Annotated in this window: 20 protein-coding genes; 10 read left to right on the top strand and 10 right to left on the bottom strand. The window is 67.3% G+C overall.

The annotated features are described in order from the left end of the window. Nucleotides 1-11: 11 nt before the first annotated feature. Nucleotides 12-4,472 carry an ATP-dependent RNA helicase HrpA gene (gene hrpA, locus AC6H42_RS13195; RefSeq protein ID WP_497548238.1) on the top strand — a complete coding sequence of 1,487 codons (4,461 nt, stop codon included), beginning with the start codon at nucleotides 12-14 and terminating at the stop codon, nucleotides 4,470-4,472. 197 nt (nucleotides 4,473-4,669) lie between these two features. Beyond that, on the top strand, nucleotides 4,670-5,893 hold the full coding sequence (locus AC6H42_RS13200) for an extracellular catalytic domain type 1 short-chain-length polyhydroxyalkanoate depolymerase (protein WP_057157613.1): 1,224 nt from the start codon (nucleotides 4,670-4,672) through the stop codon (nucleotides 5,891-5,893). Between the two features lie 15 nt (nucleotides 5,894-5,908). Here AC6H42_RS13200 and AC6H42_RS13205 read toward each other — a convergent pair whose 3' ends face one another. From AC6H42_RS13205 to AC6H42_RS13220, 4 genes are all read right to left on the bottom strand, one after another. Continuing rightward, nucleotides 5,909-6,106 (bottom strand): type II toxin-antitoxin system antitoxin, encoded by a 198-nt coding sequence (locus AC6H42_RS13205; protein ID WP_057157614.1) that lies wholly within the window; start codon nucleotides 6,104-6,106, stop codon nucleotides 5,909-5,911. A 12-nt stretch (nucleotides 6,107-6,118) separates the two neighbouring features. Then, nucleotides 6,119-6,994 carry an SPFH domain-containing protein gene (locus AC6H42_RS13210; RefSeq protein WP_057157615.1) on the bottom strand — a complete coding sequence of 292 codons (876 nt, stop codon included), beginning with the start codon at nucleotides 6,992-6,994 and terminating at the stop codon, nucleotides 6,119-6,121. Nucleotides 6,995-7,413: 419 nt separating this feature from the next. Beyond that, complete coding sequence (locus AC6H42_RS13215) at nucleotides 7,414-8,034, bottom strand: MliC family protein (RefSeq protein WP_497548239.1); 621 nt, start codon at nucleotides 8,032-8,034, stop codon at nucleotides 7,414-7,416. A 9-nt stretch (nucleotides 8,035-8,043) separates the two neighbouring features. Continuing rightward, the gene (locus AC6H42_RS13220; RefSeq protein WP_497548240.1) at nucleotides 8,044-9,294 is read right to left on the bottom strand and encodes a putative Na+/H+ antiporter; all 1,251 of its coding nucleotides are present in this window, start codon (nucleotides 9,292-9,294) and stop codon (nucleotides 8,044-8,046) included. Between the two features lie 139 nt (nucleotides 9,295-9,433). Here AC6H42_RS13220 and imuA point away from each other — a divergent pair, with 139 nt between their 5' ends. The 3 genes from imuA to AC6H42_RS13235 are packed head-to-tail and all read left to right on the top strand — an operon-like array spanning nucleotide 9,434 to nucleotide 12,338. Beyond that, complete coding sequence (gene imuA, locus AC6H42_RS13225) at nucleotides 9,434-10,147, top strand: translesion DNA synthesis-associated protein ImuA (protein WP_057157618.1); 714 nt, start codon at nucleotides 9,434-9,436, stop codon at nucleotides 10,145-10,147. Then, nucleotides 10,074-11,549 carry a Y-family DNA polymerase gene (locus AC6H42_RS13230; RefSeq protein WP_497548241.1) on the top strand — a complete coding sequence of 492 codons (1,476 nt, stop codon included), beginning with the start codon at nucleotides 10,074-10,076 and terminating at the stop codon, nucleotides 11,547-11,549. Before imuA ends, AC6H42_RS13230 begins: the two co-directional genes overlap by 74 nt. A 33-nt stretch (nucleotides 11,550-11,582) precedes the next feature. Continuing rightward, nucleotides 11,583-12,338 (top strand): alpha/beta hydrolase family protein, encoded by a 756-nt coding sequence (locus AC6H42_RS13235; RefSeq protein WP_057157620.1) that lies wholly within the window; start codon nucleotides 11,583-11,585, stop codon nucleotides 12,336-12,338. An 18-nt stretch (nucleotides 12,339-12,356) separates the two neighbouring features. Here the strand turns inward: AC6H42_RS13235 and AC6H42_RS13240 are convergent, their stop codons facing one another. From AC6H42_RS13240 to AC6H42_RS13250, 3 genes are all read right to left on the bottom strand, one after another. Then, nucleotides 12,357-12,704 carry a hypothetical protein gene (locus tag AC6H42_RS13240; protein WP_057157747.1) on the bottom strand — a complete coding sequence of 116 codons (348 nt, stop codon included), beginning with the start codon at nucleotides 12,702-12,704 and terminating at the stop codon, nucleotides 12,357-12,359. Between the two features lie 40 nt (nucleotides 12,705-12,744). Beyond that, nucleotides 12,745-13,689, bottom strand: coding sequence for a sensor domain-containing diguanylate cyclase (locus tag AC6H42_RS13245; RefSeq protein ID WP_057157621.1), 945 nt, complete (start codon nucleotides 13,687-13,689; stop codon nucleotides 12,745-12,747). 98 nt (nucleotides 13,690-13,787) lie between these two features. After that, nucleotides 13,788-15,668 (bottom strand): M61 family metallopeptidase, encoded by a 1,881-nt coding sequence (locus tag AC6H42_RS13250; RefSeq protein ID WP_057157622.1) that lies wholly within the window; start codon nucleotides 15,666-15,668, stop codon nucleotides 13,788-13,790. A 200-nt stretch (nucleotides 15,669-15,868) separates the two neighbouring features. On the opposite strand from AC6H42_RS13250, the gene AC6H42_RS13255 reads away from it, so the two are divergent. The 5 genes from AC6H42_RS13255 to coaD all read left to right on the top strand — a co-directional run bounded on the left by AC6H42_RS13255 (nucleotide 15,869) and on the right by coaD (nucleotide 21,270). After that, nucleotides 15,869-16,327: an Hsp20 family protein gene (locus tag AC6H42_RS13255; RefSeq protein ID WP_057157623.1), complete on the top strand. Its 459-nt coding sequence runs from the start codon at nucleotides 15,869-15,871 to the stop codon at nucleotides 16,325-16,327. A 163-nt stretch (nucleotides 16,328-16,490) separates the two neighbouring features. Further along, nucleotides 16,491-18,005 carry a Do family serine endopeptidase gene (locus tag AC6H42_RS13260; protein WP_057157624.1) on the top strand — a complete coding sequence of 505 codons (1,515 nt, stop codon included), beginning with the start codon at nucleotides 16,491-16,493 and terminating at the stop codon, nucleotides 18,003-18,005. 30 nt (nucleotides 18,006-18,035) lie between these two features. After that, nucleotides 18,036-18,695: a response regulator gene (locus AC6H42_RS13265; RefSeq protein ID WP_057157625.1), complete on the top strand. Its 660-nt coding sequence runs from the start codon at nucleotides 18,036-18,038 to the stop codon at nucleotides 18,693-18,695. Continuing rightward, nucleotides 18,692-20,068: an ATP-binding protein gene (locus AC6H42_RS13270; RefSeq protein WP_497548242.1), complete on the top strand. Its 1,377-nt coding sequence runs from the start codon at nucleotides 18,692-18,694 to the stop codon at nucleotides 20,066-20,068. The genes AC6H42_RS13265 and AC6H42_RS13270 overlap by 4 nt, the downstream gene beginning before the upstream one ends. Nucleotides 20,069-20,133: 65 nt before the next feature. Further along, on the top strand, nucleotides 20,134-21,270 hold the full coding sequence (coaD, locus tag AC6H42_RS13275; protein ID WP_057157627.1) for a pantetheine-phosphate adenylyltransferase: 1,137 nt from the start codon (nucleotides 20,134-20,136) through the stop codon (nucleotides 21,268-21,270). A gap of 1 nt (nucleotide 21,271) precedes the next feature. On the opposite strand, the gene AC6H42_RS13280 is transcribed toward coaD, so the two are convergent. The 3 genes from AC6H42_RS13280 to AC6H42_RS13290 form a co-directional block, all read right to left on the bottom strand. After that, nucleotides 21,272-21,559, bottom strand: a complete 288-nt coding sequence (locus tag AC6H42_RS13280) for a type II toxin-antitoxin system RelE/ParE family toxin (protein ID WP_057157628.1) — start codon at nucleotides 21,557-21,559, stop codon at nucleotides 21,272-21,274. A gap of 7 nt (nucleotides 21,560-21,566) precedes the next feature. After that, nucleotides 21,567-21,830 carry a hypothetical protein gene (locus tag AC6H42_RS13285; protein WP_157201133.1) on the bottom strand — a complete coding sequence of 88 codons (264 nt, stop codon included), beginning with the start codon at nucleotides 21,828-21,830 and terminating at the stop codon, nucleotides 21,567-21,569. Nucleotides 21,831-21,961: 131 nt separating this feature from the next. Next, nucleotides 21,962-24,340 carry a TonB-dependent receptor plug domain-containing protein gene (locus AC6H42_RS13290; protein ID WP_057157748.1) on the bottom strand — a complete coding sequence of 793 codons (2,379 nt, stop codon included), beginning with the start codon at nucleotides 24,338-24,340 and terminating at the stop codon, nucleotides 21,962-21,964. Nucleotides 24,341-24,377: the final 37 nt, after the last annotated feature.

Below are 24,377 nucleotides of genomic sequence, written 5' to 3' on the forward strand. Positions count from 1 at the left end.
TAGTAAAAAACATGTCAGAAGCCAGCAAGAAGCCACCAGTTTCCACCCCGCAGCAGCCATCCAACGCTCCCGCCACCGTCGCCGCCGCCCCGCAGGGCGCTGCGCCCGCTGTGACGCGCGCACCACAAGGGCGCCAGGATGGCCAGAGCGGCCGGGATGGGCAGCGCCGCGATCAGCGCGGCCAGCGTGGGCCGGACGGCCGCGCTGCGCGCGCTCCCGGCGCGGAGTCCGGCGCCGGCACGCCCGGCCAGCCGCGCACCGGGCAGGCCGGCCAGGGCCGGGCACCGCGTGCGGACGGCGATGCGCGCCAGTCCCGTGGCGCCGGCGAACCGCGTCCGCCGCGTGTGGCCGCTGAGCCGCGCCAGCCTCGCGGCGCCGGCGAGCCGCGCCCGGAAGGCGCCGCGCGTCCGTTGCGCGCCGAGGGGGAACGCGCTGGCCGCGGCCCGCGCCTGACGCCGGAGGAAGCGGCCGCGCGCGCGACCGAGGCGGCGTTCCGCAATCCGATCCCGCCGATCACCTTCCCTGAAGACCTGCCGGTTTCCGGCCGCCGCGCCGAGATCGCCGAGGCGCTGATGAAGAACCAGGTCATCATCGTGTCCGGCGAAACCGGCTCGGGCAAGACCACCCAGCTGCCGAAGATCTGCCTGGAGCTCGGGCGCGGCCGCAACGGCATCATCGGCCACACGCAGCCGCGCCGTATCGCCGCTTCGTCCACCGCCAAGCGCATCGCGCAGGAACTGGGCACGCCGCTGGGCGAGAATGTCGGCTTCAAGGTGCGCTTCGCCGACACCCTGATGCGCGGCGCCTCCGTCAAGCTGATGACGGACGGTATCCTGCTGGCCGAAACCCAGACCGACCCGCTGCTCAAGGGCTACGACACGATCATCATCGACGAAGCCCACGAACGCAGCCTGAACATCGACTTCCTGCTCGGCTACCTGAAGCAGCTGCTGCCGCGCCGCCCGGACCTGAAGATCATCATCACATCGGCAACCATCGACGCCGACCGCTTCTCGCGCCACTTCGGCACGCTTGAAAAGCCGGCGCCGGTGATCGAGGTGTCGGGCCGCCTGTACGCGGTGGAAGTGCGCTATCGCCCGGTGGAGCGCGACCAGGTGGCCATGGGCGGCCCGAACGCCGCCAATCCTTCCCCGCAGCAGGGCAAGGCTGCCGCCGCGCGCGAAAAGCGCGACCTGATGGACGCGGTGATCGACGGCGTGGACGAAGTGTGCCGCATCGGCTCGGGCGACGTGCTGGTGTTCCTGCCCGGCGAACGCGAGATCCGCGACGCGGCCGAGGCGCTGCGCAAGCACCATCCGCCGCACGTGGAGATCCTGCCGCTGTTCGCCCGCCTTTCGGTGGAGGAGCAGGAGCGGGTGTTCCGCACCTCCAACGCGCGCCGCATCGTGCTGGCCACCAACGTGGCCGAGACGTCGCTGACCGTGCCCGGTATCCGCTACGTGGTGGACGCCGGCCTGGCGCGCGTGAAGCGCTACAGCTACCGCAACAAGGTCGAGCAGCTGCAGGTGGAGCCGATTGCGCAATCGGCCGCCAACCAGCGTGCCGGCCGCTGCGGCCGCGTGGCCGACGGCGTCTGCATCCGCCTGTACGACGAGCAGGACTATCTGCAGCGCCCGAAGTTTACCGATCCCGAGATCCTGCGTTCCTCGCTGGCCGCCGTCATCCTGCGCATGAAGTCGCTGCACCTGGCGGACGTGGAAACCTTCCCCTTTATCGAGCCGCCGCTGGCGCGCGCGATTGCGGACGGCTACCAGCTGCTGCAGGAACTGGGCGCGGTCGACGAGTACAACCAGCTCACGCCCCTGGGCCGCAAGCTGGCCAAGCTGCCGCTGGACCCGCGCGTGGGCCGCATGATCCTGGCTGCGCACGACAACGCCTCGCTGACGGAAGTGCTGATCGTGGCGGCCGCGCTGTCGGTGCAGGACCCGCGCGACCGCCCGGTGGAGCACCAGCAGGCGGCCGATGAGGCGCACAAGAAGTTCGCCGACGAGAAGTCCGAGTTCCTCAGCTACATCAAGATCTGGCGCTGGTTCGAAAACGCGATTGAACACAAGAAGACCAACCGCCAGCTGCAGGAAAACTGCCGCAGCAACTTCCTGTCGCAAGTGCGCCTGCGCGAATGGCGCGACGTGCACTCGCAGCTGCTCACCATCGTCAAGGAGCAGGGCTGGCGCATGAACGAGGCCCCGGCCACCTACGAGAACCTGCACCTGGCGCTGCTGACCGGCTTGCTGGGCAACGTGGGCTTCAAGGGCGAGGACGAACCGGGCGCCGGCTTCCTCGGCGCGCGCGGCATCAAGTTCCATATCTGGCCGGGCTCTAACCTGCTGAAGAAGCCGGGCAAGTGGATCATGGCCGCCGAGCTGGTGGAAACCACGCGCCTGTACGCGCGCTGCGTGGCCAAGATCGAGCCGGAATGGCTGGAGAAGGTGGGCGGGCACCTGCTGAAGAAATCGTGGGGCGAGCCGCGCTGGGAAAAACGCAGCGCGCAAGTGACGGCGTCCGAGCGTGCCACCTTGTACGGCCTGGTGGTGTACAGCCAGCGCCGCATCAACTACGGCGCCTTCAATCCGCAGGAAGCGCGCGAGATCTTCATCCGCGACGCGCTGGTGGGCGGCGACTACGACACCCGCGCGCCGTTCTTCGCGCACAACCACAAGCTGATCAAGGAGATCGAGAACCTGGAGCACAAGTCGCGCCGCCTGGACGTGCTGGTGGACGACGAACTGATCGCCGCCTTCTACGACAAGCTGGTCCCGGCCGACGTGGTGAACGGCGCCGGTTTCGAGAAGTGGCACAAGGAGGCGACTGCCGCCGAACCGACGCTGCTGTACCTGAACCGCGACGAGCTGATGCGCCACGAGGCGGCCGGCGTGACCACCGACCTGTTCCCGAAAACGATGATGGCGGCCGGCCTGGAAATGGCGCTGACCTACCACTTCGAGCCGGGCAGCGTGCGCGACGGCGTGACCCTGGCGGTGCCGCTGTATGCGCTGAACCAGCTCTCGCGCGAGCGCTGCGAGTGGCTGGTGCCGGGCATGCTGAAGGAGAAGGTGCACCTGTTGCTGAAGTCCCTGCCGCAAAAGCTGCGCCGCCATTGCGTGCCGCTGCCGGAGTACGCGGCCAGGTTCTGCGAGCGCGTGCATGCCGCGCTGGCTTTCGGACACGGCGACCTGATCGACGCCATCATTGCCGATATCCGCAAGGAGATCACCATCGGCGTGCTGACCACGGACTTCAAGCCGGAAACGCTGCCTGCGCACCATTTCATGAACTTCAAGGTGATCGACGAGCACGGCCGCCAGCTGGACATGGGCCGCAACCTGGCCACCCTGCAGGCCGAGTACGGCATGCAGGCGCGCCAGAGTTTCCAGAAGATGGCCGAGGCCACCGCGCCGGCCGGCACCCAGCTGCGCGCCGGCACGGTTGGCGCCGGCGCCGCCGCGGCCGGCGCGGGCAAGCTCGCGCACGGCGGCATCGCTGCGGACGCGGCGCGCGGCGCGGCGCCGGACACTGCCGGCGGCGGCAGGGGCGGCAAGTCTGGCGCCCAGCCGGCCGCCGCCGCGCGCGCCGCCGCAAGTGCGCCGGCCGCGCAATCGGCCACCACCGGCATCAGCGCCTGGACCTTCGGCGAGCTGCCTGAGCTGCTGGAAATCGTGCAGGGCAAGCTGACCCTGATCGGCTTCCCGGCGCTGGTGGACAAGGGCACGCACTGCGACCTGGAAGTGTTCGACGACCCCACCGTGGCGGCGCGCACGCACCGGGTCGGCCTGCGCCGCCTGTTTGCGCTGCAGATGAAGGACCAGATCAAGTTCGTGGAAAAGAGCATTCCCAACCTGCAGCAGATGGGCATGCAGTTCATGTCCATGGGCACGCAGGAGGAACTGCGCGACCAGATCATCAACAAGGCGCTCGACATCGCCTGCCTGCAGGACCCGCTGCCGACCGACGCCGCCACCTTTACCAAGCGCAAGGACGAAGGCAAGTCGCGCCTGGTGTTGCTGGTGAACGAGGTGGCGCGCCTGCTGTCGCAGGTGCTGACCGAGTTCCACGGCCTGCCGAAACGCCTGCAAGGCATCAACGCGCAGGTGGCGGCCGACATGCAGGCACAACTGCAGGGCCTGGTGCACAAGCGCTTCCTGCTCGAGAGCGATTATGCGCAGCTGGCGCATTTCCCGCGCTATCTGAAGGCGATGAATGTGCGCCTGGAGAAGCTGCGCGCCGATCCCGCGCGCGACGCCAAGCTGATGGCCGAGTGGCAGACCGCCGCCGCGCCGTACCAGCGCCTGATGCGCGACAAGGCCGCCGGCCGCAACACCGATCCCAAGCTGGTGGAGTTCCGCTGGATGCTGGAGGAATTGCGCGTGTCGCTGTTCGCGCAGGAACTGCGCACGCCGATGCCGGTGTCGGCCAAGCGCTTGCAGAAGGTATGGGAATCCATGCAGCGCTAGGCGCCGGCATGGGTAAAGGGTGCGCGGCAGGGCGGCCAACGCAGTCCCACCTGCCGGCCACCCTGTCTTGTCCGCGCATGGCGGTTACTGCTGCATTCGGTGAGGAAGTTTAATCTGCGATCCCGTGCGCTGGCGCACCGATGGAGACCGCTCGCTCCGCTATATTGCACTGCAACATAGTGAATCAGGAGTGTCGCATGGCCAAGCCCATCTTTGGCGCACGATTGCTGCGCAGCATTACCCGCGCGGGGAAGTCGCAGCAGAAATTAATGACCCAGCTGTTCGGCGTGCCCGCCGTGAAGGCCAAGCCGAAAGCCAAGGCGGCGAAGGTGGTGAAGGTGGCCAAGGTGGCCAAGGTGGCGGCGTTGGCCAAGCCCGCCGTCCCGGCGCGGCGCGGCGCCGCACCGTCCCGGCCCGCCGCGGCGCCCCGTGCCGCCCTGTCGGCGCCGGACGGCATGCCGATCCGCCAGCACGCGCGGCCGGACGTGTCCGTGCTGCCCGGCCGCTGGCTAGCATCGCACTATGCGGCAATGCCGCAACCCGGCCAGGTGCCGGCCCAGCCGATGAGTTACTGGCTGTATCTGCCGCACCAGGTTCCCCAGGCTGCCGTGCGCCATGGCTTGCCGCTGATCGTCATGCTGCACGGCTGCCACCAGACTGCGACCCAGTTCGCCCAGGGTACGCGCATGAACCGGCTGGCCGAGCAGAAAGGCTATGCCGTGCTGTATCCGCAGCAGGCGGCCAGCACGCAGGCGCACCGCTGCTGGCGCTGGTATGACAAGTCTACGCAGGAAGGCGGCGGCGACACCGCGCTGATCGCCGCCGTGATCGGCAAGGTCTGCAGCGACTACCCCATCGACCGCAAGCGCATCTACGTGTGCGGCATTTCCGCCGGGGCTGGCATGGCCAACATCCTGGCGCTGAACCATCCGGAATTGATCGCCGCAGTCGGGCTGCATTCGGGGCCGGCCTACGGCGGCGGGCACAGTACCGTCGGCGCCTTGAGCGTGATGCAGCACGGCGCCGGCCTGCAGGCCTCCGCCGCGATCCGGCAGGTGCTGCTGCGGCGGCCCGGCTTCCCGCTCATGCCCACCATCCTGATCCAGGGCGAGGGCGACAAGATCGTGCGTCCCGTCAACCAGGCGCAGCTGGTGCAGCAAAGCCTGCTGCTGAACCGGCTGCCGGCGGGGACCGAGGTGACAGTGGTGGAGCGCGCGCGGCGCGGCCACACGCGCAACGCGCACGAGATACGCGACTACAGCGCGAAGGGGAGGGTGCTGCTGCGCGTGGCGCGCATCGCCGACCTGGAGCACGCCTGGAGCGGCGGCGATCCGGCGCTGTCCTTCAACGCCAAGGCTGGCCCGGACGCCAGCAAGATGATGCTGGACTTCTTCGCCAAGCACCGGCGCGTGGTCTCATGAGCGCGCCGGCCCGGCTTATTCCGCCGCCGGCTCGCTGCCGCCGCCGTTGCCATCGTCCTTGAGCTTCACGCCCCGGCGCGCCAGGCCCTCGCGCAGCAGGAATTCGATTTCCGCATTCACGCTGCGCAGGTCGCGCGCCGCCAGGCGCTGGATTTCGTCCCACAGCGCCGGATCGATCCGCAAGGGGTAGGCTTTTTTACCTGGGCTTGCCATGCTGTTCTGCCGCTAGTTGTACAGGGTGCCCGTGTTGATGATGGGCTGGGTTTCCTTGTCCGAGCACAGCACCACCAGCAGGTTGCTCACCATGGCTGCCTTGCGCTCGGCATCGAGCTCCACGATATCGCGTTCGGCCAGGCCCTTCAGCGCGGCCTCCACCATGCTCACGGCGCCGTGCACGATCTTGGCGCGGGCGCTGATGATGGCTTCGGCCTGCTGGCGGCGCAGCATCACCTGCGCGATTTCGGCGGCATAGGCCAGGTGCGTCAGCTTGGCGTCCAGTACCTCGACGCCGGCCGCGTCGAAGCGCGCCTGCAGCTCCACCTTCAGCGCTTCGGCCACCACGTCCATGCCGGCGCGCAGCGTGGTCTCGCCGTTCGGCAAGTCCTCGCCCTCGTCGTAGGCGTACTGCGAAGCCAGGTGGCGCAAGGCCGCTTCGGCCTGGATCGACACATAGCGCTCGAAATCATCCACCTCGAACACCGCCTGGGCCGTATCGCGCACGCGCCAGACGATGGCGGCGCTGATCTCGACCGGGTTGCCGCGCTTGTCGTTGACCTTCAGCGTGGGCGCGTTGAAATTGCGGGCGCGCACCGACAGCTTACGCTTGATGTACAGCGGGAATGCCCAGCGCAGGCCTTCGCTGCGGTCGGTGCCGATGTACTTGCCGAACAGCGTGAGGATGGCGCTTTCATTCGGCTGCAGCATGTACAGCCCGGCAAAGCTCACCAGGCCAAGCAGGGCGGCGATGATGCACAGGACCGGGTGCAGGCCGCCCCGCACGCCGAGCCCGGCCAGTGCGATCAGCGCCAGGGCGGCCACCGCCGCCGTATAGCCGCTGACCGAGGAAAACGCCGTTTCGCGGCGAATATGTGCTGCATTCATGCTGGACTCCCTGTTGGTTGTGACATCAAAGTGATATCACTTTAGGATCACTTCGAGTTGGAGTCAAGAAATTTATCAAATAAGCATCCAGATTGTTCCGAATGCCGGCTTGCGCGGGCCGGGATATGACGCAGGGCAGGAGGTTCGGAAGCAATCATGGCACCCAATGTCTATTGCGTACGGCGCTACGCTGTAGCAAGCGCTGCTGGAATTTAACAAGGTGGCGGACGCCGATAGTGTGCTGTTCGATGCGAGGCAGTTGGCCGCCAAGCTGCAGGAGGCGTTTGATGCCGCGGCTTGAACTTATGGCGGCTCTTCATCCACTGCCATCACATTGAGAATGGCTTGGTGCGCCACTTTATCCGTGAAAAGATGACAGTGTTCGCACGGTCGGCAAATGGCCAGGTCCTGCTGCGATGTTATTCGGGGGCTATGCGCACGCACTGCATTTCCTTGGCGCCGTAACCCCAGCGGATGGTGGCGTTGCCCTGGTGTTCCCATAGCATCTCGTTGCGGCCTTCGTATCTGGCGCCGGAGGCGGCGGGCTGCCGGAACATGACGGAAACGGCGCCGCCGCGTTCGGCGATCAGCGTTGCCGGCTCGGTTCGGTAGTAGGTGGCGCGCACTGCGTCGGCGGGCATGCCGTCGCAGACGTAGCTGACCGGGCCGTTGCCGGGCGCCAGGCGGTAGCGCGCCTGCAGCTCGGCGTTGCGGCGCCGGTAGGACTGTTCGGCGCAGGCGCGCGCGTCGGCCTCTTTGCGGCATTCTTCCAGCCCCTTGATCCAGCCGCGCTGTTCCGCCTGGAGCAGCGGCGGGCGTTCGCCGGCGGCAGCCTTCAGCGCGGCGCCGTAGGTCTGGCCCAGCGCGCGGTCCAGCTTGGCCAGCGCGGGGTCGCGGCAGACCCTGCCGGCGATGGTGCCGGGTTGCGCTTTGCTGCAGTCGAAGGAGGTCTGCGCTGCCGCCTGCAAGCAAGCGAGCAGGCTCGCCGCCAGCAGGCTTGCTTGCAGGCGCCAGGCGCTGCGTCGACGATGCGGATCCATATTCGGCTCCTAGAGGAAGAACCCGGCGGCGGCCACGGCGGTGGGCGGCAGGGCGCCCAGCAGCAGGCCGACGGCGCCGATCGATTCGTCCTGGAAGCCGCGCCGCAGCAGCGACACCCCGGCCGGGTTGGGCGCGTTGGCGATCACCGTCAGGCCGCCGCCTGCGACGGCGCCCGCCACCAGCATGTATTGCGCTTGCGGCGACATGCCGTCGATCAGCGAACCGAGGTAGGTCAGTGCGGCGTTGTCGGTGATGGCGGTCAGGCCCAGCGCGCCGAAGAACAGCGCCACCGGCGCCAGGCTGGAGACGATGGGCTGCAGCCACCATTGCTGCATGCCGCCCAGCACCACCAGCCCGGCCAGGAAGAAGCCCACCAGCAAGCCTTCCTTCAGGATCAGCGGCTGCTGGTAGCGCTGGTAGGCTTGCGTGAAGCCGAGGAACAGCAGGAACAGGCCGAGGAACATCACCGGATGGTGGGCCAGCAGCACCACGCCCGCCAAAAAGCCCAGGTGGATCAGCGACACCAGCAGCGGCACCTGCGCCGCGCCGCCGCTCTCGGCAGACGCGCCGGCCGGGCGCAGGTGGCGCTTGAGCACGAAGCAGACGGCGGTGGCGTTGACCAGCACCGCCAGCGTGGCTTTCCAGCCGAACTGGGCGGCCATGAAGGCGCTGTCCCAGCCCCAGGTGGCGGCCACCATCAGCACCGGCGGCGCGGCGTAGGAGGTGAGGGTGCCGCCGATCGATACGTTGACGAACAGCACGCCCAGCGCCGCGTACTTGAGCCGCTCGGGCATGCCGTCGCGAAACACCAGCGGCGCCAGGGTCAGCGCGGCCAGGGTCATGGCGGCCGGCTCGGTGATCAGGGACCCGGCCAGCGGCACCAGCGCCAGGCCCAGCCAGGCCAGCGCCAGTTCATTGCGCATCGGCGCCAGCCGCGCCAGCGCCTGCAGGGCGCGCTGCACCGCGTTCAGCACCGGCCAGGACGCGGCCACCACCATCACCACGAACACGAACAGGGGCTCGGTGTACTGGCGCGATTCGGCATAGGCGATGGCGTTCTCGCCGCCGGCCACGATGGCGATCGCCACGATCAGGATGGTGGCCCAGAAACCGAACACCACCTCCACTTCACCCAGCAGGTGCAGCAGGCCGGCGTGGCGCGGGTAGCGGTGGGCCAGGATTTCAATGGATTTGGCGGCGAAGGTGTGGACCAGCGCCAGTCCGAACAGGATGGCGCCGATAAGCTGGATGGTGGTCATTGATGTCCATGGAGAATGGTTTTAATGCTCATCTTACAGCATGCGCAAGCTTTCCCGGAGGCACAGACCGCAAGTAGTCCTTGCCAAAACCGGGAGTAAATAGTACTGTGTATTTGTACAGTATTTACTTGATTCCCCCATGTCTAGCAACGCCACTATTGCCACCCCTGAAAGCCTGCACCCGTCGCTGTGGCTGGCCTCGCAGCTGGCGCATGCGGCCACGCGCTGCGTGGACACCGGTTACGCGGCGCTGTCGGCCCAGTTGCCGGGCGGCGGCTGGCCGCTGGGCACGCTGACTGAGCTGATGCTGCAGCAGCAGGGCATCGGCGAAATCCGTTTGCTGCGACCGGCACTGGTGGCGGCCTCAAAGCGCCCGGTGGTGCTGCTGGCGCCGCCGCAGATCCCGCAGGGGCTGGCGCTGGCCGCGCTGGGCCTGCCCCCGGGGCAAATGGTGTGGATACGCAGCACGGGAAAAAGCGGGGACGCGCTGTGGGCTGCTGAACAGGTACTGCGCAGCGGCTGCTGCGGCGCGTTGCTGCTGTGGCAGACGCAGATGCGCAGCGAAAACCTGCGCCGCCTGCACCTGGCGGCGCAAAGCGGGGACACGCTGTTTTGCCTGATGCGCCCGCTGGCCGCCGCGCAGGACGCCTCGCCCGCGCCGCTGCGCCTGGCGCTGCGCTCGGCGCCGGGCGGCATCAACATCGAATTCGTAAAACGCCGGGGGCCGCAGCGCGACGCGCCGCTGTTCCTGCCCTTGCCACCTTCTTTGCTACAGCGTCATGCGTCTCTGGATCGGCCTCTACCTGCCACGGCTCCCGCTCGAAGTATTCTGCCCCAGCTGGTCGGAGGATAACTGCAGCGTGGTGCTGGAGCAGGACGGCGTGCTGGCGCTGTCGCCGCTGGCGCATGCCGCCGGCGTGCGGATGGGCATGCGGCGCGGCGGCGTGCTGCTGATGGCGCCCGATGCCCAGCTGCACGAGCGCGCGCCGCTGCGCGAGCAGGAGGCCGCGCACGCGGTGGCCATGGCGCTGCTGCGCTATACGCCGCTGGTGGCCGAGGCCGAGGAAGCCACGCTGCTGATCGACATCGGCGCCAGCCTGCGCCTGTTCGGCGGTGTCCGCAAGCTGTGCGCGCTGGTGCGCGGCAGCATGCGGGCGCTGGGCTTTAGCGCCGTCTTGAGCTGCGCGCCCACCGCGCGTGGCGCCTGGTTGCTGGCGCGCAGCGGCGGCGGGCGCTGTTTAAAAATCGACAGCATGGCGCGGCGCCTGGCGCCGCTGCCCAGCAGCCTGCCGCCGCCGGCGCGGCCCTTCCTCAACTGGTTCGAGGGGATGGGCTGTTTGACGCTGGCGGACTTGCGGCGGCTGCCGCGCCCCGGCCTGCAGCGCCGCTGCGGCCGCGCGCTGCTGGACATGCTGGACGAGGCGCACGGCGAGGCGCCCGAGCTGTACCAGTGGGTGGAGGCGCCGCCCACCTTCAGCGCCAGGCTGGAGCTGTTCGACCGCATCGAGCATGCGGACACGCTGCTGCACGGCGCCCAGCGCCTGCTGCAGCAGATGGTGGGCTGGCTGTGTGCGCGCCAGTTCGCGGTGGAGCGCGTGAAGCTGTTGCTCGAGCATGAGCGGGGCAAGGTGGCGCGCCCGCCGACGGCCATCGAGATCGCGCTGGCCGAACCGGTGTGGCGCGACGAGCACCTGCTGCGCCTGCTCAAGGAGCGCCTGGCCAAGACCGACCTGGCGGCGCCGGTGATCGGCCTGTGCCTGGAGGCGGCGCAGGTGCGGCCCATGCTGCCGCCGACCGACTCGCTGTTCCCCGAGCCGGGCGGCAGCAAGGAAGACCGCGAGCGCCTGTTCGAGCTGCTGGTGGCGCGGCTGGGGGCGGACAATGTGCTGAAAGCGTCGCCCCAGGCGGATTACCGCCCCGAACTGGCCAACGCCTGGGTGCCGGTGCACGACAAGCTGCGTCCGGCCGACGTGAGCGCGCGCATGCCGCCGCAAAGCCTGCCGCGCCCGGCCTGGCTGCTGCCCAAGCCGGTTGCGCTGCTGATGCGCGACCACCGGCCGTTCTACATGTCGCCGCTGCGCATGGTGTCGAACGCCGAGCGCATCGAGGCCGGCTGGTGGAGCGAGGGGCAAACGCGCGACTACTTCATTGCCGAGGGCGGCGACCACGCGCACTATTGGGTATTCCGGGAACGGCTGGGGGCCCAGGAGGGCGAAGCCGAACCGCGCTGGTATCTGCACGGCTTGTTCGGCTAGACTGCGGGTACGGCTCTTTTTACGGAACACATCATGCGTGCAGAACGACACGAATTCACCGGCGCCAGCGGCCACCAGCTGGCGGCGCGCCTGGACGCGCCGGACGGCGCCATCAAGGCCTATGCGCTGTTCGCCCACTGCTTTACCTGCGGCAAGGACGTGATCGCCGCCAGCCGCATCGCGCAGGCACTCACCGGGCACGGCATCGCCGTGCTGCGTTTCGATTTCACCGGCCTGGGCGGCAGCGAGGGCGAGTTCGAGAACACCAATTTCTCGTCCAACGTGGCTGACCTGGTGGAGGCGGCTGATTTTCTGCGCGAGAAGTTTTCCGCCCCGCACATCCTGATAGGCCATAGCCTGGGCGGCGCGGCGGTGCTGGCCGCTGCCGCCAGCGTGCCCGAAGCCAGGGCGGTGGTGACCATCGCCGCGCCGGGCGAGCCGTCCTACGTGACCAGCATGTTCAGTGCCCACCTGGAGCAGATCGCCGCCGACGGCGAGGCCCAGGTGCAGCTGGCGGGGCGGCCGTTCCGCATCAAGCAGCAGTTCGTGGAGGACGTGGGCGGGCACAGCCTGCGCGAGCATATCGCCGGGCTGCGCAAGGCTTTGCTGGTGATGCACGCGCCGGGCGACGATACGGTGGCGGTGCGCAATGCGATGGACATTTTCATGGCGGCGCGCCACCCGAAAAGTTTCGTTTCGCTGGATGACGCCGACCACCTGCTGACGCGGCGCGAGGACGCCGCGTACGTGGCCGACCTGATCGCGGCCTGGAGCAGCCGCTATCTGTAGACGGTGATTATGCGTTGATTACTCGTCGAATTCCGACGACAGGTCCTTGAATCCCTTGCGCACGGCGAAAGGCAGGAACTCGTCCGGCGTGTCGAGCACGATCAGTTTCTTTTCCTGGACCACCGGGTCGCCCGGGGCCAGGTCCGGTCCCGTGTAGCCCAGGCTGCGCAGGCGGGCGCTGATCTCGGCGATCAGTTTCTTGTCCTTGTGCAGGCCGTCGGACGCGGGGGCGGCCAGGTCCACGTACAGGTCGACGACGCTATAGCCTTCGTCGAACATGCGGATGGCTTTGATGTCGATGGCGCGGCCGGCGCCGTCGGTGGCCTTGAACGGGCCGCTGAGCTGGATGTCGGTGTCTTGGTTCATGCCCGCAGCATACACCAAATCGATCAGATCGTCGCAGCGGCTACGTCGCCACGCGGTCGCGGCCCAGGTGCTTGGCGCGGTACAGCGCCTGGTCCGCCAGCAGGTACAGTTCGTCCCGCCCCAGTTCCGCGTCGGCCGCCAGGAAAGCGGCGCCGATCGATAGCGTGACCTTGCCGCCGGGCGGGTTGGCGCTGTGCGGAATGGCGTGCGCAGCCATTGCGGCGCGGATTTCGTCGGCCAGCGCCAGGCTTTCCTCGGTGCCGCTGCTGGTGTACAGGCAGGCGAACTCGTCGCCGCCGATGCGGAAGCTCAGGTCGCCGGCGCGGTGCAGCGCCGCGCGCATGCTGTGGGCCACGGCCATCAGCACGCTGTCGCCTTCCGGGTGGCCGTAGTGGTCGTTGTATTGCTTGAAGCGGTCCACATCCAGCAGCAGCAAGGTCAGCAGGCGGCGGTCGCGGCGGGCGCGTTTCTGCTCCTCGCAAAAGCGCATGTTGAAGTAGCGCCGGTTCTTCAGGCCGGTCAGCTCGTCGGTCACGCTGCTGTCCTCGGCGGCGCGGGTTTGCGTGATGTCGGTGGACACGGCGCAGGTGGCGTTGACCTGGCCATGCTCGTCGTACAGCGGGAATTTCACCGTCATGTAGGTGTGCAGCGTCTTGTCGCGGTGGTACACCGCTTCCTCTTCCTGCACGGCGCGCTGCTCCTGCGCCGCGCGGCGGTCGTTGCGCCACAGCTGCTCGGCGATCTCGGGCGGGAACAGGTCGAACACCTTGCGGCCCACGAAGCGGCTTTCATCGTAGCCGTCGAGTACCTCGAAATACCGGTTGGCCATGGTGACGCAGCCTTCCAGGTCCTTGGTGGAGATCAGCAGTGGAGCGTGGTCGAGCAGGGAGCGGAAGATGCGGTCCCGGCCGCGCAGCGCGGCCACTTCCTGCCGCAGGCGGGCGTTTTCTTCCAGCAGGGCAGCGATGCTGACGGGGTCGTCCATGGACGGTTTCCAGGCTATCGGGAGAAGCCCAGTATAACCGCAGTCCGGGACAGCCAGGAAGCTGTCCCGGACAAAGGCCGGACGGCTGGTGCCGGCGGCTATTTCAGCGGCGACAGGATGGTGTGCAGGCGGTCCGGCGTGCCAGGGATGCGTTCCAGGCGCGGGTACCTCAGGCCGCCATGGTAGTCGAGCAGGATGGTGCGGTATTTCGCGCCCTTCTTGACCAGCAGTTCGATCGGATTGGCGCTGCTCTTGGCGGCGGTGACGGCTGCGCGCAGCACGTCGGCCTTGTAGGCCGTGCCGTTGACGGCCAGCACCGTGGTGCCGCCGCCGATGCCGGCCTTGAAGCCCGGGCCTTCCCATTGCAGCGCTTCGACCTTGCCTTCGCTGTTCAGCGAGAAGCCCAGCGAGTACTGGAAGTCGGCCGACTTGCTGCGCTCTTCCACCGCCTTCAGGAACGGCGTCTGGGTGTCGGTGTAGACCAGCTTCCAGCCGGCGCGCGCGTAGCCGTCCAGCGGCGCGGCGCCGGTGCCGTCCAGGCGGGCGCGCAGGAACGCGGCCCAGTCGTGCGGCTGGATCGCGTTGAGCGCTTTCACCACGTCCTCGAAGGTGTAGTGGTTGGCCACATAGGCGCCGTTGTCGATGCCGAAGAAATTGCGCGCGAAGTGGTCCAGCGACTTGGTGTCGTTCGACATTTCGCGGATCTTGGTGTCCACGTCCAGCCAGATCAGCGCGCCTTCGTTGTAGTAGTCCTCGCTGCGCTGCCAGTTGCTCCAGCCCAGCGGGCGGCGGCCGTTGATGATGGGATCGTTGGTGGTGTCCTGCACCGGGCGCCAGCTGCGGCCCTGCTGGTTGTCGTAGCGGGCCGCGTTGGCGGCCATGATGTCGCGCACGCTGTCGGTCTTGAGCATGCCCGAGCGCGCCGACAGCACCTGGCCCCAGTACTGGGTCTGGCCTTCGTACACCCACAGCAGGCTGTTCTGCAGCGGGGTGTTGAAGTTGGGCACGTTCTGGTCGGCCGGGCGGCGGAACTTGCCGTTCCACGAGTGCGTGAATTCATGCGGCAGCAGGCCGCGCACGGACTCGGCCTTGTTCCAGTCGGTGAAGTAGTCGAGCTTGACGCCGTTCTCGCTGGACTGGTGGTGCTCGCGGCCCACGCCGCCGAATTCCTCGCTCAGGGCCAGCAGGAAATCGTAGTGCTGGTAGTGGTAGGAGTTGAACAGCTTGTAGGCCTGCTGCACCATGGCGCGGTGCAGTTCGATCTGCTCCGGCTTGGCTTCCACCGCGTCGGCGGTGTCGGCCACCACGTTCAGGTGCACCGGGATTTTCGCGCCCGGGTCGAGGTCGTAGCGCTTGAAGTGGCGGCCCGCGAACAGCGGCGAGTCGACCATGGTTTCCAGGTCCAGCGCCTTGAACTGCACCGTGTCGCCCTTGCGTTCCACGGTTTCCAGCGCGCTGCCGTATTGCCAGCCTTCCGGCAGGGTCAGGCTGGGCTGCACGGTGATGCGGCGCGTGGTGTGGCCGGCCGGGTACAGCACCATCGAATGCCACTGGATGCCCAGGATTTCGCTGGTGATGGTGGTGCGGCCCTGGTTGGGTTCGGTGGGCGACAGGTACTGGTATTCCACCTCCACCGCCTTGGCGTCGCGCGGCACCTCGATGTGGAAGGCGTGCACGTTGACGGTGTCGCGCTTCCAGGCCAGCGGCTTGCCGTTGGCCGTGAGCTTGAGGCCGGCGAACTGGTTCAGCGGACCGCTGGGGCCGTGGTTGGCCGGCACCCACTGCGGATACAGCAGGGTCAGCTTGCCGGGCTTGGCGGGAATGGTTTCGGTGATGCGGAAAATCTGCTGGGCGGTGTTGGACGCGTCCACCTTCAGCACGATGGTGCCGGGGTAGGGCTGGTCGACCGGCGCGGGTATCGGATCGGCGTGGGCGGTCAGGGCGGCGCTGAGCAGCAGGGCCAGCAGGGTAGTGCGCATAGCAGTCATGGAGCGGAAAGTGGAGGGCTAAAGAGGCCGAGTGTAGCACGCAGGAAACATCGCTTTGTTTCGAAATGTACCGCGAAAATTTTTGTGGCCTGGCTCTTGAAAGGTCCTGGCGGCAACCGTATATCGGATGCACCGGTTGCCCAGAAGGGGACCGGAACACCATATCGCTTAACTTTGAAAGGATATACATCATGCGTACTTTTGACCTGACCCCACTGTATCGTTCCGCTATCGGTTTCGACCGCCTGGCCCAGCTGCTGAACGACGCCCAGCGCGGCGACGCCCAGCCCAGCTACCCGCCGTACAACATCGAGCTGGTCTCCGAGGACCAGTACCGTATCGTGATGGCGCTGGCCGGCTTCAGCCGTTCGGAAATCGATATCACCAGCGAGCGCGACAGCCTGCACATTGTCGGCCGCAAGCAGCGCGACGGCGTGGAGCGCACCTATCTGCACCGCGGCATCGCGGCGCGTGATTTCGAGCAGCGCTTCCAGCTGGCCAACCACGTGAAAGTGACCGGCGCGTCCTTCGACAACGGCATGCTCACCATCGAACTGGTGCGCGAAGTGCCGGAAGCGCTGAAGCCGCGCAAGATCGCGATCGACGGCACTGACAACGTCGCCGCGCTGGAGCAGCGTCAAGCCGCTTAAGCTGTGACAGCGAGCAAGTAGCACCACTGGCCGGGCAATCCGGCCAGTTGCACGTCTGGCGTGCGGTTGTAACCGGAAGTAACGGTCCGGGCCATTAAGCGGCGCCTAAGACTCATCCCCCATATTGCATACATCGACAAACCATTCCATCGGGAGTGCAGAAATGCAAAAACAACCTGTTTCCGTAACCATGAAGCGTGGCGTCGCTGCCTTGGCCGTTCTGGGCGCACTGGGCGCCGGCGGTGCGGTGGTGGTGCAACAGAACAATGCCAATGCAGTCGCCAGCCAGGCGCCCCAAGCGGCCGCGCCTGCCGCCGCCGCGTCCGCCGTGCCGGTGGCCGCGCCCATGATCTCCATGCCGGACTTCAGCGTGATCGCCGAACGCAACGGCCCCGCCGTGGTCAACATCAGCGTCACCGGCAGCACCAAGACCGGCTACGACGGCGGCCAGGCGCGCGGCCGCGATCCCTTCGGCGACGACCCCTTCTTTGAATTCTTCCGCCGCTTCCAGCAGCCCGGCCAGCAGCGCGGCGAGCGCCCGTCGCCGACCCATGGCGTGGGTTCCGGCTTCATCATCAGTCCGGACGGCCTGATCCTGACCAACGCCCACGTGGTGCGCGACGCCAGCGAAGTGACGGTGAAAATGACCGACCGCCGCGAATACCGCGCCAAGGTGCTCGGCTCGGATCCGAAGACCGACGTGGCGGTGCTGAAAATCGAGGGCAAGAATCTGCCGGTGGTGCCGCTGGGCCGCACCAAGGAGCTGAAGGTGGGCGAGTGGGTGCTGGCCATCGGTTCGCCGTACGGCCTGGAAAGCACGGTCACGGCCGGCGTGGTCAGCGCCAAAGGCCGCTCGCTGGGTCCGGAAGACAGCTACGTGCCCTTCATCCAGACCGACGTGGCGGTCAACCCCGGCAATTCGGGCGGCCCGCTGTTCAACACGCGCGGCGAGGTGATCGGGATTAACTCGCAGATCTACAGCCAGACCGGCGGCTACCAGGGCCTGTCGTTCGCGATTCCGATCGACGTGGCGACCAAGATCAAAGACCAGATCGTCACCACCGGCAAGGTGGCGCATGCCAAGCTGGGCGTGACGGTGCAGGAGGTGGACCAGGCCTTCGCCGACTCCTTCAAGCTCGACACGCCGGAAGGCGCGCTGGTGGCCAACGTGGAGCCGGGCGGCCCCGCCGACAAGGCCGGCCTGAAGTCGGGCGACGTGATCCGCAAGATCAACGGCCAGAAGATCATCGCCTCGGGCGACCTGCCTGCGGTGGTGGGCGTGGCGCTGCCGGGCGATAAAGTGACGCTGGAGGTGTGGCGCCAGGGCAAGGCCATTGAACTGACCGGCAAACTGGGCAACGCGGCTGACAAGGTCGCCGATGTGGCCCGCGCCGATGACGGCGCCAGCAGCAAGGTCCGGCTGGGCCTGCAGCTGCGCCCGCTGGACCCGGTCGAGAAGCGCCAGTCCGGCATCGGCTCCGGCCTGCTGATCGAAGGCGCGGGCGGCGCGGCGGCTTACGCCGGCGTGCAGCCGGGCGACGTGCTGCTGTCGGTAAACGGGCGCGCGGTCAACACCGTCGAGCAGGTGCGCGACGTGATGGCCAAGTCCGACAAGTCGGTGGCCTTGCTGATCCAGCGCGGGGATGAGAAGATCTTCATTCCGGTGCGGATCGGCTAAATAATCAACAATCAACAAAAAGGACATGCCATGCGCCTGCTGCTGGTGGAAGACGACACGATGATCGGCGAGGTAGTGCTCGACCTGCTGCGGGCCGAGCACTACGCGGTCGACTGGGTCAAGGACGGCGACATGGCCGACACCGCCCTGCAGACCCAGACCTACGACCTGGTGCTGCTGGACCTGGGCTTGCCGCGCAAGGACGGCCTGGAAGTGCTGCGCTCGATGCGCGCGCGCAAGGAGATCACGCCGGTGCTGGTGGCCACCGCGCGCGACGCGGTGGACCAGCGCATCGCCGGCCTGGACGCCGGCGCCGACGACTACGTGCTGAAACCCTACGACCTGGACGAGCTGCTGGCGCGCATCCGCGCGCTGCTGCGCCGTTCGGCAGGCCGCGCCGACCCGGTGTTCGAGCACAAGGATGTGATGATCAACCCGCAAACCCGCGAAGTGATCGCCAATGGCCAGAACGTGAGCCTGTCGGCGCGCGAATGGGCGGTGCTGGAGGCGCTGATCGCGCGTCCCGGCATCGTGCTGTCGCGCGCCCAGCTGGAGGAAAAGCTGTACAGCTGGAAGGATGAAGTGAACAGCAACGCGGTGGAAGTGTATATCCACGGCTTGCGCAAGAAGCTGGGCAGCGAGCTGATCCAGAACGTGCGCGGCCTCGGCTATATGGTGCCCAAGGCATGAAGGTCTCGGTTTCATCGATGTCGCAGTCGGTGACGAAGACCGTCACGCGCTCCGTGTCGCACTCGCTGCGGGCGCGGCTGCTGTGGTTCCTGCTGGCGGCCATCGTGCTGGCGGCCATGGCGCAGGCGCTGATCGCCTACCGCAGCGCGCGCAGCGACGCCGACGAGATCTTCGACTACCACATGCAGCAGATGGCGCTGTCGCTGCGCTCCGGCGCGCCGCTGGCCAACCACGCCAACGGCCCGGCTGCCGACCCCGGCAACGACGACATGGTGGTGCAAGTGTGGACCCCGGACGGCGTGCAGGTATTCCGTTCGCTGTCGCGCGCCGAGCTGCCGCAGCGCGCCGTGCTGGGCTTTTCCAATGTGCGCGTGCGCGGCGCCACCTACCGCATCTTTTCGGTGCAGACCAGCAACCAGACCGTGCAGATCGCGCAGGACATGGCGGTGCGCCAGCGCATGGCCGGCGCGCTGGCGCTGCGCACCGTGGCGCCCATCGCGCTGATGGCGCCGCTGCTGATGCTGGTGGTGTGGTGGGTGGTCAGCGGCTCGCTGGCGCCGGTGTCGCGCGTGCGCAAGCAGGTGGCGGCGCGCCAGGCCGACGACTTGTCGCCGGTGTCCGAGAACGACTTGCCGGACGAGGTGAAACCGCTGGTGCACGAGCTGAACCTGCTGTTCGGCCGCGTGCGCACCGCCTTCGACGCGCAGCAGCACTTCGTGGCGGATGCCGCGCACGAGCTGCGTTCGCCGCTGGCCGCGCTCAAGCTGCAGGTGCTGAGCCTGGACCGCGCCGAGGACGCCGCCGCGCGCGCCGTGGCGGTGGGGCGGCTGACGGCCGGCATCGAGCGCGCCACGCGGCTGGTGGAGCAATTGCTGGTGCTGGCGCGGCAGGAGTCCGGCGGCGCCGAGCAGAAGTTCGACAATGTCAACCTGGCCGACCTGGCCAAGCGCACCATGGGCGACCTGGCCGGCGCGGCGCAGGCGCGCGAGATCGACCTGGGCTTGCCGCGCGCCGACGAGGTCAGCGTGGCGGGGCAGGGCGACGCGCTGCTGATCCTGCTGCGCAACCTGATCGACAACGCCATCAAGTACACGCCGCCCGGCGGCACGGTGGACCTGGAAGTGATCCGGCCATCCGAACCCGGGCGCGGGCCGGTGCTGTGCGTCGAGGACAGCGGCCCCGGCATTTCGCCCGAGGAGCGCGAGCGCGTGTTCAGCCGCTTCTACCGCGTGCCCGGCAGCTCGGCCGGCGGCAGCGGGCTGGGGCTGGCCATCATCAAGGCCATCGCCGAGCGCCACGGAGCCGCGCTGGTGCTGGGGCAATCCGAGCGCCTGGGCGGGCTGCAAGTAAAAGTTGAGTTTCCAAAAGTTTAGTTTCCCTCAGCCGGAAAGGCCGCGCCCGGCTAGAATGTCGTTTTACCTCGGCAGTGGAGCGGCGCATGAAGAAAATCGGCTTTTCGGGCACCCTGGACCCGATCACCAACGGACATATGTGGGTGATCGGGGAGGCGCGCGCCATCGCGGACGAGGTGGTGGTGTTCCTGTCGGAGAACTCCACCAAGCAGCCCAAGTTCTCGGCCGAGCAACGCAAGGCCATCATCGCCGAGAGCTGCGCCGAGCGCGGCTGGGACAACGTGCAGGTGCAGATCGTGAAAAGCGACTACACCGCGCGCGTGGCCAAGAAGCACGGCATCGACTACCTCATGCGCGGCATCCGCACCACCGCCGACTTCGACTATGAAAACCTGATCCAGCAAACCAATGTGGACGTGATCGGCGGCGCCAAGACGCTGTTCGTGATGCCGCCGCGCGACCTCGGCTCGGTCAGCTCCAGCTTTGTGAAAGCGCTGGAGGGGCCGGTGGGCTGGAACTGGACCATGAAGAATTTCGTGCCGGCGCCGGCCTACAAGGCCTGGATCATCAGCTGGCTGCGCAAGGAGTGGGACGCGCTGTGGCAGGGCGCTGCCGCCGGCCCGGCCGCCGCCGCCAACGCCGACGCGTGGTTCGAGCGGCTGACCGGACCCGGCGCGTACGGCGGCCCCGGCCGCGCCTACCACAACCTGGACCACCTGGTGCACGGCCTGGCCGAGATCCGCACCTGGAGCGCCAACGTCGGCCCCTCGAAGCGCGACGCCGACATCGTGCGCGCCGCCTTCTGGTTCCACGACGCGGTGTACGACCATGCCGGGTCCGGCGTATCGAACGAGGAGGCCAGCGCCCGGCAATGGCTGGCCAGCGGCCTGGGGCCGGACATCGCGGACGACGTGGCCGCGCTGATACGCGCCACCGACCACTTCCAGAGCGCCGGCGTGGCGCACCCGCTGAAGGAAACCATGCTCAGCGTGGACCTGGCGATCCTGGGCCAGGCGGACGAGGTGTACCGCCACTACACGCAAGGCATCCGCGCCGAATACCGCCACATCTCGGACGACCGCTACGCGCTGCAGCGCGGCCAGGTGCTGACCTACCTGCGCCACAAGGCCGAAGCCGGCACCCTGTTCGGCGACCCCTTCTTCGCCGACCAGTACAACGCCCAGGCCATCGTCAACATGAGCGACGAGATTTCAGCGCTGTAATTCAGCTTACATTTTGGCTGCTGCTGCGAATGCTAAGGACAAATACTGTATCGCGCGCCTGGTCATATTGATATCGAACGGCATAAGTGTGGCGGCGATCGCCAATCAATAGCTCTCGTTGCCCAGTGGGTAACGGGCGGCCTAGCAGCGGGGCATGTTCAAGAATGCTTAGCTTGTTTGTGAGTTCCGTGATCTTGTGGGCGGAGCGCTGTACGCTGGAACTGGCGAAATATTCAAAGATCTGCTCCACGTTGCTCTCCGCCGTTGGCATGAGAACGACCTGAGCCATGTTGGGCCTACAGTCTTTGCGTACCGGTTTTTTTCGTCAGTTCAGCTATTCGCCTAGCAAAGTGTTCTTTTACTTCAGCCAGCGAACTTACTTTGCCAGTGCGAACGTACTCCGCATAACATTGCTCCGCCTCTTGGCGGTTTTTTTCACGGTCGATTTCTTCGCCAATCGCGGTCAACAGGAAGTCGCGCAGTGGAATGTCGCGTTCCCGTGCTGCGTTGAGCAGTTCCGTATGCAAATCATCCGGGATGTCGAGGGTGAGGGTAGCCATATAGCCTCCTGCGTGGAGCTTTGATTGTAGCACCGGCCTATGTGCCGCGATGCTGCGCTGGATCAAGCGCAAGGCGCAAAAAAACGCCCGGCGCATGGCTGCGGCGGGCGTTTCGGCTAAGCGGAGTCAGCTTAGAATTTGACCCACAGGCGGCCGAAGTAGGAGGTGCCGTTCAGGCCGAACTGCACGCTTTCGTACTTGAAGCCGTTGTCGGTTTCGTTCGGGTCCTGTTCGCTCGGATGCACGTTGAAGATGTTGCTCGCGCCGAAGGTCAGCTTGGTGTTCTTGTTGAAGCTGTAGGTGAAGCCCAGGTCGGCCGAGGTCTTGGCGGCGTAGCGCTGGTTGGCCACGCCGGAGGCGGTGCCGCTCCAGGTGCCCAGGGTCTGCGGACCGAAGTGGATGATCTTGAAGTCCGTCTCCAGCGGGCCGGTGCTCAGGTTGAAGCCCAGGGTGGCCTTGCGGCGCGGGCCGCCCTGTTCCAGGAACAGGCGCTCGCGCTCGGACAGCAGCACGTCCTCGTAGCCCGACAGCGCGGCCGGGGCGTGGATGGCGTCCACTTCGGTCTTGCCGAAGTTCATGGCCAGGAAGGTGGTCAGCTTGTTGCCGGCGATGGCGCCGCGGTGCGACGCGGTCAGGTCCAGGCCCTGGGTCTTGGTGTCGACCGAGTTGACGAAGAATTGCGCGCCGCCCACGCCCAAGGTGGCCAGCTTGGCGGCCAGGGCAGGATAGTTGCTCTCGTCGAACAGGCCGGACAGCACGATGCGGTCCTTGATCTTGATGTGGTACAGGTCGGCCGTCACCGACAGCGCATCGCTCGGGGTCCAGGTCGCGCCCAGCGTGAAGCTGCGCGACTTCTCTTCCTTCAGCGGCGGCAGGCCGGCCAGCTGGCCCACCGCGCCCACGGCCGGGGTGATCGAGATGTCGGTCGGCTTGCCGCCCACGAAGTCGGTGTAGGTGGACGAGAAGTGCGCCTGCTGCAGCGACGGCGCGCGGAAGCCGGTGCTGGCCGAACCGCGCAGCAGCATGCCGTCGGCCAGGCTGTAGGAGCCGGCCAGCTTGCCGGTGACGGTGGAGCCGAAGTCGCTGAACTTCTCGTAGCGCACCGCGCCTTGCAGCTTGGTCTTCTTGTTCAGGTCCGCTTCCAGGTCCAGGTACAGCGCGCTGCTATGGCGGCTGGCGTTGGTGGCGTCGGACGGCTGGAAGCCGGGGAAGCCCTGGCTGCCGGCATTGCCGCCGCCGGCGCCGTCGGCGTCGATGTAGGAACCCGGCTCGCCGGCGAAGATCTTGTAGGTCTCGCGGCGGTACTCGGCGCCGAAAGCGACGTTCATGCCGTCGCCCATCACGCCGTCGAAGTAGCGGCTGGCGTCGGCGTTGGTGGTCAGTTGCTGGAAGGAGAAGCCGCCCGCGTCGAACTGGCTGGCGCTGATGCCCTTGTTGGCCGGCAGGTTGGCGATCGAGGCGTTCAGGGTGTTGCTGATGTTGTACTTCAGGCGGTTGTAGCCGTAGGTCTGCGAGATGTCGGTGGTCCACTCGCCGACCTTGCTGCGGTAGCCGAGGATGCCGTAGCGGTCATCCAGGTCGCCGTTGATGAAGGGCACGAAGCCGTTCGGGTACATGGCGGCAGAGTTGCGGGTCGGCACGTCGTCGACGCCGTCGCGCGCCCAGGCGCCGCTGGAGGCGTCGCGCTGCTGCAGGCCGGCCGTGAAGTAGAGCTTGCCACCCGCGCCGGCCGGGATTTCGCCGTTCAGCAGCACGGTCTGGTTCTCGGACTTGGAATCGCCGATGGTGCGCGGATTGCCTGGTTCGGCGCGGTTGGAGCGGCCGCGGTCCAGGTATTCGCCGGTGATGCCGACCGAGCCGCCGGCCATGGCGAAGCCGCAGTAGGCCGAGGCCATGTAGTTCTTGCCGTCGCCTTTCGAATACTGGCTGTAGCCGACCGACGATTCGCAGCCGAGGCTCTTCTTCAGTCCGATGTCCATCACACCGGCGATCGCGTCCGAGCCGTACTGGGCGGCGGCGCCGTCGCGCAGGATCTGCACGTCCTTGATGGCCATGGTGGGGATGGTGTTCATGTCGGTGCCGGTGGCGCCGCGGTTGCGTGCGCCGAAGATGTTCACCAGCGCGGCCGTGTGGCGGCGCTTGCCGTTGATCAGCACCAGGGTCTGGTCCGAGCTCAGGCCGCGCAGCGCGGCCGAATCGACCAGGTCGGCGCCGTCCGCGCCGGTCTGGCGGGTGGAGTTGAACGAGGGCGAGATATAGGTCAGCGTTTGCGACAGGTCAAACTGGGCGCCCTGTTCGGCCACCTTGTTCATCGGGATCACGTCGACCGGCACCACGGTGTCGGTGGCGGAACTGGTGGCGCGGCGCGAACCGACCACGTTGACGGACTGGATCGGGGCGGCGCTGGCGTCGGCGGTCTGGGCGTAGGCGGCCGGCGCCATGGCCGCCAGCGCGGCGGTGCCGTACAAGCTGACGAGGACGGCGCGGCGGAGTGCGGAAATAGTAGGCACGTGTTTCTCCAGATGAAAGTTTTCGCTGATTTTATAG

Source organism: Massilia sp. NBRC 108631 (assembly GCF_059704565.1).